Raw genomic sequence first — 13,086 nt, forward strand, 5'->3', positions numbered from 1 at the left:
AGCTTAACGCAAAAAACCGCCATCTATTTTCAACGTTTGGCCTGCGTGATAACTAGCCAGAGGCCTCGCCAAATACATAACCGCATCCGCTACCTCCTCGGCTGATCCGAGTCTGCCGGCTGCCGTATGCTTTAAAAAATCCGCCAGTTTCTCTGGGGGAACGCCTTGAGCCATTTCGGTTTCAATCATGCCGGGCGCAATGGCGCTCACTTGAATATTTTTTGAGGCATAAAGCCGGGCATACAGTTTCGTCAAGCCCATAATTGCGCCTTTAGAAGCCGCATAATTCGTCTGGGCTTCCCGGCCGTAGATGCCGCTGACGGACACCATATTAATAATGGCACCCTTCCCAAGGCGCAGCATATAGCTGACCGCTTCCTGAGAACAGTAGCAGGTGCCGATAAAATTCGTAGCCAGCACCTCATTCCACTGCTGCTCTTCCATAAATAGCGCCATTTGATCATTCGTGCGTCCTGCATTGTTGACCAGCACATCGAGACGTCCATACGTTTCGAATACCTGCTTCATCACATTAGCTACAAAAGCTTGATCGCTGACAGAGCCTTTGTACAAGCTAATTCGTCCGCCAGCTTTCTCAGCGTCGCCTTGCAGCTGCTCCGCTGCTTCATCATCCCGCACATAAATGCCGGCAACGACAGCTCCCTCCGCAAGGAATCGCAGGGCGATGGCCCGGCCAATGCCTCGTGTTACGCCCGTAATCAGTATGACGTGATCACGAAAGGTCATGGGCCCTGCGTTCCCTTCTGCTGGCTTGCCATAATCAACTCGGCAATGGACTGGACATTTTTCAAATGAATTTTTAATTCATCTGCCGGAATTTGCTCCACCATTACCCCGTACAATTCCTCCATGCCCACCATTACCTCGAACGCTTCTACCGAATCCAGGCCCAGCCCTTCACCGAATAAAATCATATCGTCCGTGATTTCCTCCGCCGTAATATCCTCAAGCTTAAGCCTGTCAATTAGCAGTTTTTGCTTAATCGTCTGCTTAATGGTGTCCATGTCTAAAATCTGCTCTACGCTCATACGTATGCGCCTCCTTGGATATTAACCTTTTTTAATTTTGAAAATAGTGCTAGGTGCAGGCGCCTGTCAATCGTTCCATGCGCTTACAACTGCCGCCGAATAACTGCCGTTGACCGTCGAGCTTACCGTTAAAATATGCTGAAGCTGGGCCGTTTGCTGCGGCACACTAAGGCGGGCATATGCGCCGCTGGCTGCTCCACTTGCGGGAGCTGCACGGCTCACAAGCTCCGCGGCCGCCGCCAAATGCAGCATCGAGCTGTAGGATTCGCCAAAGCCGGCGTATTCATTGAAGCTAATGATGGGCGGCGACTGATCAGCTGCGCTTAATGAGGATAGCGCTTGACGCTCGCCCTCCGTTTCGCCAGGCCTGCCGACCGTATTCAGCAAAATCAGGTCCAGCTGCGCTATACCAATTCCCGCTTCATTTAATGCTTCCGCTACCGCCCTGCAAAGCGTCGCTTCAAGTTGGGGACCAGCTGGCACTGCTCCATAAGCAGTGCCAAAGCCGCTTAGTTCGGCATAAATGCCGGACTGCCTTTGCACGGCTTGCTCCGCATCACAAAGCACCATACATACACTGCCCTCCACCATGCGGAAGCGGCTCGCCTGCAAGCCTTTCGCACGGTCAATATTGCTCGACAGCGCCGAGCATTCATCTCCCGCTCCAATAAGGCAGGAGGATAGCGTGCTCTCGCGGATTTTGCCTGCTGCATACAGCGCAGCGGTCAGGCCCTCATTGCCTCCCGTGCTGAAGGAGCTGTTGAAGCCCAGAAGCTTCAGCTTCTCCGCTGTCTGCCCGGCAATTGAATTAATGACGGTATGGGGGAAATAGATGCTGCTCGCATATTCCGGCCCTTTCACAAACACCGATTCCAAATATTGCGAAATGCTGTCCGTACTGCCCCTGGCTGTGCCAAAAATAAAGCCGAGCTCTTCCTTCTCCACCTCGGTTATTTGTGCGTCCTCCAGTGCAGCAAGGGCCGCGCCAATCGTATTTTGCGACAGCTGATTCATTCTGCGCTCATATTTGCTTTTGTCATATTCCTTCAAGGAAAAGGAGGAAGCGCCTGATGCTTCTGAGGAGGCGTCCTCTGCAAGCCAACTCACGATGCTTCCCTGATGGATATGACCGCCTCCAACAGCACCAAGCCCGGTAATGACAACCCGCCGCTTGGCGAGCTGCGCCGGGCTTTCCGTATGCGGCGCCGCGGCTTCGCTCAAGTCAGTACGCAGCACTAATGACACGTTGTGTCCACCAAAGGCAGCATTATTGCTGACGATATACTTTGGACGCATGGGGCGCATGCTGTGCTGAATGATATCTGCCTCTTCGCAGCCTTCGCGCGCTGTGTCAAAATGCAGCGTTGCTGGCACATAGCCTTGCTTGATCGCATAAAGCGAGGTCACAAGCTCTAGTGCAGCAGCAGTACCTAGGCTGTGCCCGAAATACGCTTTGCTTGAGCTGACCGGAACGGTCAGCTGCTCGCCAAAGCTGCGTTTCAAACCGCTAATTTCAGCGCGGTCATTCGCCTGCGTTCCGGTGCCATGCGCATTCACGTATTCAATATCCTGTTTGGCAACCTGCGCCAGGCTCAGAGCCATATCTACCGCCCGCTGCATCCCAGCGCCCTCCGGGTGCGGCGCTGTCATATGATGGGCATCATTACTCAGCCCATATGCGCACAGCTCCGCATAAATAGTCGCCCCGCGCGCAGCTGCGGCGTCCAGCCGCTCCAGCACGACAAATGCCGCGCCTTCGCCCAGATTCAGGCCAAAGCGGCTGCCAAACGGCGAGGATGGCAGCGGATTAAGCGCCCGGAGTACATTAAATCCGGCATATACACTATGCGACAGCGGATCTGAACCGCCTGCGAGCATGACATCAGCATATCCCCAGCGAATCATGTCGCTGGCATAGCCGATTGCATTGCCACTAGCGGCACATGCCGTATTTAACGTCGCCACCGGTCCCTGCACGCCGAGCTGCCGTGCAGTATCATCCCCTTGCTGATAAAAAGGATAGTTCGCTGTATTCTCCTCATCCAGCGCCGACAAATCCCATTGCTTCTCCAGCGATAATATGCCGCCGTTGCACGTACCAAGCGACAGCCCAATTCTTGCGGCTGGGATCTGGTGCCCAGCAGCATCTCCTTGCGCTATAGCAAGCCCGCTGCTATGCAGTGCCTGCTTGGCAGCCGCAATCGCATATCGCGCACACCAGTCCATCGACTGTTCTGCGGTATCCGCGAAGGCCGCTTCCCGCCACGATTCGTCCAATTGTCCGGCAAGCGAGCTTAACAACGCATCCGTATTGAAGCGAGTGACTTTCCCAATCCCTGTCTCTGACGCAAACATCCGCTCAAAAACGGCCTGCGGCTCATTGCCCAGCGCACACAATACCCCTATGCCCGTTACTGCTATACGATGAGCCTGTTCATTTTCCTTCATGCTTTTTCCCCCGAATCCCTACTTCAATGGCAAATAACAAATACGCTTCTCGCTCGTCTTCCATGAATAAGGCCCAAGCCATTGCCGCGCGAGCTTCATCATAACAGGTGTCCCCCGGTTGACCGTAAAAATGCCGTAAGGAATACCCGCTTCCAATTGAAGCCGAATCGACCTCGCCAGCATGTGGAAAGCTAAGCCTACCTGCTGATATTCAGGTGCAATGTAGACCGCATCGTACAAAATCGTATCCTCGGTCAGCCGATACGTCATCGACCAGCCCTTAATTCCCTGCTCCGACATTAGTCCAAGACTGTTGCCCGGCTCCAGAGGCGCAAAGGTTTTGAACGGCGACAGAAAATCCGGAAAAACAGCGTCTGCTGCTTCAATCGATTGTTTAAGCTCGTGTTCCTTCTTTTCCGCCCATAGAAACAGCTCCAAGCCGCTTGGCAAAGGACGTTCCCGCAGCCAGCTTGCGCGGGCAATATCGCTATTGATATGGAAAACAACCGCATCGCATAACGGCTGTGTCCAGCCTTCTTTTTTCAGCCACGCTTCTATCGTCTCCGTAGAGGACTTTCCGGAATAATAATAAACCTCAAGGCTTTGGGCTTGCTTCTCGAGGCATAAGCTCCGTACTTCTCCCATGATGGAGGAGGCGATTCCCTTCCTGCGCCAACGTTTGTCAACGAACAGGCATTGCAGCATCGCACACTGTGCTCCTGCCCCTTCCCGCAGCTCCAGCACAGCCAAACCTACCGGAGCATCCCCCACTTCTGCTCCAATCAGCATAAAGCGGCTTTGCCCTTGGCCGTTCCTGATACTCTGCTCCAATTGCAAATAAAGCCACTGAAACATGAGCGGCTTGTATTTCAACCTGTCATCAGGCGCTAATCTCTTGATCTTGTACATGTGTTTCCTTTCTGGCTGACAGAAGTGAAGCCGTAGCGCAGTTAATGGATACATTAGCCGCCGTAATAATGGGATCGATAATCGGGTTGATCGCCAGCAATAAAATGATCGTTACTTCGGCCGGAAGCTTCAGCATCCCTGCTATAATGGCAATCATGCCAATCGATACGACGCCCGGAGAACCGGCACCTGCGATAGAAGTCAATACAGCCCCCACCAGCACCAGCATCCACTGCATGATCGTAAAATCGTATTCATACAATTGAGCGGTAAATGCAATGCCCAGCGTATAGATAAGCACCATGCTGTAACGGCACATAATCATGCCAATCGGTACAACCAGTTGAATCGCGTGCGACTGCAAATTAAGCTCTTTGCTTAAAGCGTGCATACAGGATGGAACGGTAGCAATGCTGTTTCTCGTGCCAAATGCTAAAATGAGCGACTCCTTTAAAGCGCCGATGACCACCCTGACAGGCTGGCGCAATTGTAGGGACAGTACGGCGACGGAAACGATAATTAGTACGATGCTAACGAGATAAAACATCATAATCAGCTTCAGCATGGCAGGCAAAATGTCCAAGTTCAAAGTAGCAAACTGTCCGGCCATCATGCAGAATAAAGCAAACGGCAGCGCGTACATCGACCAGGAAATCGCCTTCTGAAAAGCACGGAACAAAACGTCTGCAAGCTGCAGCACATCTTCCCCTTGTCTCGTTCGCATCATGCCGACGGCTACGCCAACGATGACGGAGAAAAATAAAATTTGCAGCGTATTATTTTCCATCAGGGCTGTAAAAATATTGGACGGGATCATGTCGAGCAAAAACAACAAAATGCCTTGCGATTTCTCCTCTTCCACTGGCGATCCATTGGAACTGGAGTCATTGACAATCGCACCCAGCACCTGCTTCGATTGCTCAGGCAAGCCTGCCCCCGGATGGCCCACCTCTCCAAAAATCAGCCCGAACATGCCGGAAATGATAAGTGCAGCGGCATAGACGAGGCACATGCGTCCAATTGTTTTCATGGCGCCGCTATTGATGAATAAGCTGCCGATGCTGGAAATAATGGCGGTCATCATAATCGGAATGACACACATTTTCAAAAAGGATAAATAGAGATCGCCGAAATCCGCTACCGAATGAGCGATTCCCGGCGCATACAGGCCAGTAGCAATACCTGACAACATGCACAGCATAATCATCCAGAAAGATTTGACCCATTTGAATGACAAAACAGACACAACCGACACACAAGCACCCTCTTGTTAGGCATTGGGACGAAGCAGCTTCCGCTGGAAAAAGCGGGCAATGGCTAGCAAGCAGCTGTCCCTCTCATCGCTTCTCTATAAATTTGGAGCGACATCGTGCCTCAGCGGCGGATATCACTCCAATGCAAGCTCTATTTAAGTATGAAAGGAATTAGGAATTTCTGATTTGGTCAGCTGTTGCATTACCGATATTTTCGCCAACGCGGATAGCCGTGTTAGCTGCGTTTTCGGCAATAGAGCCTACGCCATTAAAGAAATCGTTAGCTCCCGATTTGCTGCCGCCAGCAACGGATTCTAGCTCTGTTTCTGTCAGCTCATCAGCCGCGCCGCGCACTTCTGGCAATACGATAGTCGCGTGGTAGCCAGTTGCATCAACGATGTTGATTTTAAATTCTTGTGGAACTTCATGTCCTGTTGCTGCTTTGATTGCTGCGTAGATGTCGCTTACTGCAAGCGCGCGGAACTCTGCATCCGAATTCGCTTTCGTAATTACTGCGTTTACCGTATCCGTAACTTGCTGTTCATTCCAACTCATGATTTAATTCCTCCAATAATGTAGTGTTGTTTCTTACAGGTATTAGAATAACAGCCCAGCTTCAATCTGCTCTCAACTCTCGTTCAATTTTAGTTCAAATGTTGCAGCCCTTATTTTGTGATGATGCCACCATTCACAGGAAATGAAGTGATTGGTCCAACCGGCATTGTATCGTTATGAAAGGATGGTTCAATGAATGGCGTAACACCCTCTGGGAACCCTGTTTTGCTGCCGCCGGCAACAGCTTCAAGCTCCGTTTCTGTCAGTTCGTCTGCCGCTCTACGCACTTCTGGCAATACGATTGTGCTGTGGTAGCCTGTTGCGTCAACGATATTGATTTTAAATTGCTGCGGTACCTCATGCCCGGTGGCTGCTTTGATGGCTGCATAAATGTCGCTTATTGCAAGTGCGCGAAACTCCGCATCCGAATTCGCTTTTGCAATGACGGCGTGCACCGTTTCATTAAACTGCTCCTGCGTCCAACTCATGTTTCAATTCCTCCCCAATTCTCCGTTTCTACTTACACCTTTTAGAATAAAAGCCTAGCTTCAAGCTGCCTTCAACTTTCAGTCAATTTTAGTTCAATTGTTACGCCAATTGGCGGCTGGCAAGCTCCGCGAACAGACCATGCTGCTGCAGCAGCTCCTCATAGGTGCCGGATTGAATAATCCGCCCCTTATCAAACACATAAATGTGATCAGCCTGCGTAATCGTACTTAAACGATGGGCAATGACAATCCTCGTCACCTGCAATTTGGTCAAGCTTTGGCTGACGATGCTTTGCGTCCGGTTATCCAGAGCGCTTGTAGCTTCGTCAAAAAAGAGAATTTTCGGCCGCTTGGCAATCGCTCTCGCAATCATTAGGCGCTGGCGCTGCCCGCCGGAAAGCGTGCCGCCGCCTTCGGATATCACCGTATGCATCGCCATCGGCATGCTGCGGATATCCTCATCAAAGCCTGCCATCTCCGCTGCTTCCCAGGCATCCTGAAGCGTCAAATCGGAGGTGCCGATAATATTGGTGAAAATATCGCCAGACATCAGCTTGCTGTTTTGCAACACGACGCCAAACTGGCTCCTCAGCAGCCCCACATCAAGCGAGCGCAAATCCTGCCCATCAAAATAAACCGAGCCGCTCTGAGGCTGCTCAAAACCAAGCAATAGCCGCATAAGCGTGGACTTGCCGCAGCCAGAAGCGCCGACGAAGGCGACATACTGCCCTGCTTTAATGTTCATCGACAGATCATTCAGCACGAGCGGCTGATCCTCAGCGTAGCGAAACTGGATATGCCGAATTTCGATCGCCCCGCTCACTTCGCCCGGATCTTCGAGCTGGTCATGCATTTCAGGCAGCGTCTTTAAAATCGGTTTCGCCCGCTCATACAGCGGCACGATATGCACGACCGACAGCAGCGCGGAAGCCATCGCCAGCATCGCCATTAGAAAGCTGGAGAAGGCGGAGAAGAAAGCGATAAATTGTCCCGCTGACAGCGCGGAATTGCTGGAAACGACCAAGTAAAACAGCACCATGGAAGCGACCAAGGGAAAAAAGGATTGAAACACGCTGGAGTAGTTATCCAGCATTCTGACCTTGAAGGACAACTTCTTCTGCTCGGCAAATGCTCTTGCCCATAAGAAGAAAGCGCGGTTTTCCGCCGCCGCCATGCGAAATTTGCTAATGCCGTTCAGCAGCTGGAGCACCGTACCGGAAATACGTCCCTGAATATCCAGCAGCCTGCGCTGGTAACGAATTTGCAGCAGGCCAATGCCGACTGTAAACGACATGGAAATGAGCACAAGACCTCCGGCCACTAAAGCAAGACTTGGACTGTAACGGAACAGCAAAGCATATTGAAAAATGGAAAATACGCCCGTCAGCAGCGAGCCTAGAACCGCACCTGATAATAGCTGCCTAATCGTATTAATGCTGCTCGCTCTGGAAGCCAAATCGCCCGCCGTATAGTTGCGGAAAAAGGACACCGGCAAATTCAGCAGCCGATCCCAAATCGCCGCCTGAACGGAGCTTTCTACCCGGCCCTCCATTCGCATGGAGGCGAGCGATCCCGCTAGGCGGAACAAGGCAATCGACACGACGGCGGAGACGAGAATCAGCGCCATCTGGACGAGCGGCCCACGATACGATTCAGGAATAATCGTATCTACCAAAATACCGGTAGCAACCGGCAGCATAATGCCGAGCAAGCCCGCTACCGCTCCCATGAGCAGAACCATGATGAGATCCCGCCGAATCGAATGATGCGTGCCAAACTGCAAAATATCCTTTACGCCAAGCGCTCGAGCCGGAAAGGTCCGATAAAACATATGAGCCATCGGCTCAATGCCCGCCGCCATTTCGGCATTTACGATACCTTTTTCGCCGCTAAACGGATTTTCCCATGTGTAGGAGCCAGCAGAAGCCGGTATCAGGGCAACAGGCTCGCGGGATAGCTCCATGAATGCGACCAGCGGCCCATTGTCCGCCTTCCACCATTCCCCTTTGAGCACAACCTTGCGGGAGCGGACGCCAGAAGCTTCGGCAATTTCCTGAATTGGCGAACGCTGCGAATGCTTTTTAAGCTTTCTGCCTACAGGCTTAATGACGATGCTGGCATATTCGCCGACGACACGGCAGGCCATAAACAGCGGATCGGCTGAATGGAAAACAGCAGCTCGCTGATCTTCCGGCCCTGTAACGGCAAGCAATCGCTTGAGCGCATGATCCATTAGCGAATCGTCATGCTCCGTCCGCCGGAGCAGGCGTTCATGCTCCTGCAGCCGCTCCTTGGTCAATAAGGCAGCCAATCGGCTGGCGATTAATTGATGAAATGCATATAAACCTTGCAGCTGCTGATCATTTTGCAGCCAATGGAGCGTGCTGCGCAATTCGAGCTCGGCAGCCTGCTTCGTTTCCAGCCAACTGGAGGAGGTTACCGGTATGTAATAGGGCTCCTCCGCTGTAATCGGATGCTCGGATACCCAGTAGACGACGCCGTCACGTATTTTCACCCAGAGCGTTTGCAGAGACCGCCAGGTTTGACCTTCTGCCAGCTCAAGGTGCTCGCTTTGTTCCAGCAGCTCAAACTCCGGCGGGGCATTTCGCACACTCAGCGCCGCAGACCAGCAGCCTACCCATTGATCAATCAGAGGGGCAAGCTTCTCGTCGCTCAGCCCGTATTCCTCCCTGCGGCTAAAAAATACATCCCGGTTCAATTGGGATACCTTCGTGCCCACGGATGCCGTCAGCAGCAAGCCTGCTCTCTCCACTCCTGCATAATCCTCAAAGCCGAATAGGAGAGCCCCTTCCTCCAAACTGAATAAATAGCGCCGCTTGTTTTTTGCCACGCCATTGTCAAGCTCAAGGGTCACGGCGAAAACATCCACATAACCGGAATCGACATACCATACATCATTTTGATTGGTTACTAGAATCGGCCTGTTGCCTTCCACCTCATGACAACTACCGTAACCTTCAAAAAATGAATGCAGGTTGAATTGTACCGCTTCAGCCACTTTTCCACCTCCTTTTCGCACCATGTCTACTGATTTTGAATGAGACGGGTATAATAGCCATTTCGTTCCATGAGAGAAGTATGCGTGCCCCGTTCAATGATTTTCCCACGCTCCAGCACAACGATTTCATCCGCATCCCGAATGGTGCTAAGTCGGTGGGCTACCGTAATACAGGTCAAGCCTCGGCGTCTTAGACTATCATCTACCTTTTTCTCCGTTGCCGGGTCCAGCGCGCTTGTCGCCTCATCCAAAATAACAATCGATGGATTGCCAGCCAGCGCCCGTGCAATTTCCAGACGCTGGCGCTGACCCCCGCTGAAATTGCCGCCATTTTCCGAAATCATATGCTCATAGCCGCCGCTGCGCTCCGCAATATGATCATGGATCACCGCATCCTTCGCAGCCCTGACAACATCGGTCTCTGGTATCGTAGAATCCCAAAATGTAATATTTTCTTTGATCGTTCCTTCCAGCAGCACAATGTCCTGATCGACAACGGCAAGCGAATTGCCCATCCGATTGCGGGAAATTTCATCGCGCTTCAAGCCGTCGAAGCGGATATCACCATCCCATGGCTCGTAAATGCCGGCAATCAGCTTCGCAATCGTCGATTTTCCACTGCCGGAGCCTCCGACGAGAGCGACCTTCATGCCCGGCTGAATGGATAAATTAAAACGGTCAATCAGCGGGCCTTCCAGCTTGCTGTAGCCATACGTCAAATTGTTAATTTCAATTTGCCCCGAAAGCTTCGCCGTGCCCTCTGATTCGGATGCCTGCTCTGGGTTTTGCTGCATTTGTCTATCAATCGGATATTGCAGCACATCGTCCAGCCGCTTCATGCTTCCTCCCGCTTCCTGAATAGAGCCGGCCAGTGCAACCATCTCGTTGACCGGCTGGCTGAAGCTTGCGGCAAGGCTTTGGAAGGCGACCAGCGAGCCGATGGTCAGCGCTCCATCCATAACCTGAAAACCGCCGAGAAATAAAATCGCAACGGCGCTCAAACTCGTCAGCAAAGCGGGAACGGCCATTAGAAACTGGTTCGATACGCCGAATTGCTGGGTAGAATTGAGCAGCTTCGCCTGATAGCCCGACCATTTGACAAAAAAATCCGCCTCGGAGCTGTTCGATTTCAACGTCTCAATCACTTGAAGCCCATTCATGGACACGCCCTGCATCTTGCCGGCCTCCTGCAGCAGACGCAAATTTTGATCGTTGCGTTTGCGCGTAATAAACCGCATGAATACAAGATTGAGCAGCGAGGCCCCAACCGCGATGCCCGTCAACGCTATGCTGTATTGCAGCATCAGCAGCAAATAAAACACGATCATGACGCAGTTGAGCGCTGCTACAGCAAGCTGCCCGGAAAGCAATTGGGCGACACGGTCGTTAATGGCGACCCTTGCGGCAATATCTCCGCTAAACCGCTGGGAGAAAAACTCTATCGGCAGCCGCAGCACATGCCAGAAAAAACGGCTGGATGAGCTTAGAGCAAGCTTCATTTCCAGCCTGAGCAAGTAATAACGCTGCAGCCACGTCAGAAACGCCCGAAGCAAAGCGGTCAGCCCCATTCCGATAAGCAGCGGAAACAGCCAATTTTCCAAGTTGCCCAGCAGCACCTGATCGATAAACACTTTACTGAACACCGGAATAACCAATCCCGGCAGCACGAGAAACAATCCAGCCAGAATGGCGAAGATGAGCGCTTTTTCCGACCCTTTAATGCGACTGGACAGCGAGCTAAGCACACTTGGCGCTTTCCCTTGACGAACATACGTAGGGGATGGCTTAATCGCAATGGCAACGCCGGTAAAGGATTGGTCAAACTCCTCGAATGTGATTTCACGGGGACCCGTGACCGGATCATTCAAAAAAACACGATCGTTATGGATGCCCTCCAGCACAAGGAAATGATTGAAATTCCAATGGATGATCAGCGGCCATTCCATCGTTTTTAGATCTTCCGGATTTTTGCGATAACCTTTCGCTTCCATGCCGTATTGGCGTGCTGCCTTGAGCACATTGCTGGCCTTGCTTCCATCCCGGGAGACACCGCAGGCAATCCGCAGCTCCTCAAGCGGAATGAAGCTTTTATAATAGCCGAGCACGATAGCAAGTGATGCCGCTCCGCATTCTACGGCCTCCATTTGCAATACGGTTGGCGTCTTTACTCTTTTTGAGGCCACGAATCCGCTCTCCTCCGCTAGGCTTGGTGAAGAAGGGCTGCGCTGCATGAAAAGATAGAGCTTCCGATCGCCATTAGCCTTGAATTTCTATGAATAAACCCGTGTTGTACGGGTAAATTCAAGGCTAAAAGCGAGCACTTGCGTTTCTCCAGCTCAACCTTTTCATTCCGCTACGCCTTTTTCACCGCGCCCTTCTTAATTATTTAAAATATGGAATAACGGTTGCGATCGGGCGCTGCGAGCTGACAGTGATGGAACCATCGACCATCATGCCGCTGTTGAGCCGAACGGGCGGACCTTGCTCCGTCGTCCAACTGTAGCCACTTGCCATCTCGGAGTTAGGGGAGAGATTGACGCGAATTTCCAGCGATACGCCCTGCGATGCCATTTGCTGTACAAGACCTTCATTACCAAGCGTAGACATCATTCCTTGCACCGTTACTGGAAACTCGGATACCGAGACGACCTGGCCAATCAGCGAGCCAAACTCTTCGCGGTTAATGGAGCCTGGCGAAACGCGTACCTCCATGCCCGGAAGCAGCTGCCTGCCCTGACTGACCGGCACATACAGCACAGCAATCAATTCATCCGTCTGCACGCCATACGTTTCCAGCCGGATAATATCGGAGCCATCCCCAATGTAATTGCCAGTTTTCACCAAAACCTCTTTCACTTTGCCCGTGTACTGGCTTATCACTCTTGTACTGTATTCATAGCCAAGCTGCTGCTGCTCGAGCTGCTGCTTCAGGCTTTTAAGCTCCGCTACGCGGCCCGCCCTGTCTTCAGCCGCCGCTCCTTCAAGGTTCGTTATGGCGAGCTTAGTCTGCTTGATCTGCTCCAGCAGCTCAGGCTGCTCCATCCGGCCAATGACCTCACCCTGCGTCACCGTATCATTTTCGACAACGCGAATATCGGATATCGCTCCTGCTGCGGAGGCATGAACCGTCTTCAGTCCGCCTGGGCGAATGAGTACACCCGGTCCATCCGCTTTGACGGTCATCGTGCCGAAGATCCCCCAATACAAGGCGGCGACAATGAGCAAGCCTACACCCGTGAGCATAAGCCAGCCGCGAGGCGAGGTTACCCTAACCAAATTGTCGAGCTGCTCCGGAGAAGACAGCCGCTCAACCGCCACTTTACGAAAAACATGATTATTCATCGCTACCTCCCAAGTGTTGAAGC

10 protein-coding genes are annotated in these 13,086 nt (G+C 52.2%); all 10 read right to left on the reverse strand.

The genetic code is table 11. The annotated features are described in order from the left end of the window. Positions 1 to 3: 3 nt before the first annotated feature. Positions 4 to 747: an SDR family oxidoreductase gene (locus MHB80_RS23335; protein WP_341279228.1), complete on the reverse strand. Its 744-nt coding sequence runs from the start codon at positions 745 to 747 to the stop codon at positions 4 to 6. After that, positions 744 to 1,049, reverse strand: a complete 306-nt coding sequence (locus MHB80_RS23340) for a phosphopantetheine-binding protein (protein ID WP_341279229.1) — start codon at positions 1,047 to 1,049, stop codon at positions 744 to 746. The genes MHB80_RS23335 and MHB80_RS23340 overlap by 4 nt, the downstream gene beginning before the upstream one ends. 66 nt (positions 1,050 to 1,115) lie before the next feature. After that, a complete protein-coding gene (locus tag MHB80_RS23345; protein ID WP_341279230.1) occupies positions 1,116 to 3,497 on the reverse strand; it encodes a beta-ketoacyl-[acyl-carrier-protein] synthase family protein in 2,382 nt (793 codons plus the stop codon). Positions 3,498 to 3,515: 18 nt separating this feature from the next. After that, entirely contained in the window at positions 3,516 to 4,406 is an 891-nt protein-coding gene (locus MHB80_RS23350; protein WP_341279231.1) for a GNAT family N-acetyltransferase, read from the reverse strand. Beyond that, the gene (locus MHB80_RS23355; protein ID WP_341279232.1) at positions 4,378 to 5,661 is read right to left on the reverse strand and encodes a cation:dicarboxylase symporter family transporter; all 1,284 of its coding nucleotides are present in this window, start codon (positions 5,659 to 5,661) and stop codon (positions 4,378 to 4,380) included. Before MHB80_RS23355 ends, MHB80_RS23350 begins: the two co-directional genes overlap by 29 nt. Before the next feature lie 169 nt (positions 5,662 to 5,830). Then, positions 5,831 to 6,214, reverse strand: a complete 384-nt coding sequence (locus MHB80_RS23360) for a hypothetical protein (RefSeq protein ID WP_341279233.1) — start codon at positions 6,212 to 6,214, stop codon at positions 5,831 to 5,833. Positions 6,215 to 6,324: 110 nt separating this feature from the next. Continuing rightward, on the reverse strand, positions 6,325 to 6,702 hold the full coding sequence (locus MHB80_RS23365; RefSeq protein ID WP_341279234.1) for a hypothetical protein: 378 nt from the start codon (positions 6,700 to 6,702) through the stop codon (positions 6,325 to 6,327). Positions 6,703 to 6,802: 100 nt separating this feature from the next. Further along, positions 6,803 to 9,721 carry an NHLP bacteriocin export ABC transporter permease/ATPase subunit gene (locus MHB80_RS23370; protein ID WP_341279235.1) on the reverse strand — a complete coding sequence of 973 codons (2,919 nt, stop codon included), beginning with the start codon at positions 9,719 to 9,721 and terminating at the stop codon, positions 6,803 to 6,805. Between the two features lie 26 nt (positions 9,722 to 9,747). After that, positions 9,748 to 11,904 carry an NHLP family bacteriocin export ABC transporter peptidase/permease/ATPase subunit gene (locus tag MHB80_RS23375; RefSeq protein ID WP_341279236.1) on the reverse strand — a complete coding sequence of 719 codons (2,157 nt, stop codon included), beginning with the start codon at positions 11,902 to 11,904 and terminating at the stop codon, positions 9,748 to 9,750. 199 nt (positions 11,905 to 12,103) lie between these two features. Further along, positions 12,104 to 13,063: an NHLP bacteriocin system secretion protein gene (locus MHB80_RS23380; protein WP_341279237.1), complete on the reverse strand. Its 960-nt coding sequence runs from the start codon at positions 13,061 to 13,063 to the stop codon at positions 12,104 to 12,106. Positions 13,064 to 13,086 lie beyond the last annotated feature (23 nt).

This window comes from Paenibacillus sp. FSL H8-0537, assembly GCF_038051995.1.
Lineage (GTDB): Bacteria > Bacillota > Bacilli > Paenibacillales > Paenibacillaceae > Pristimantibacillus.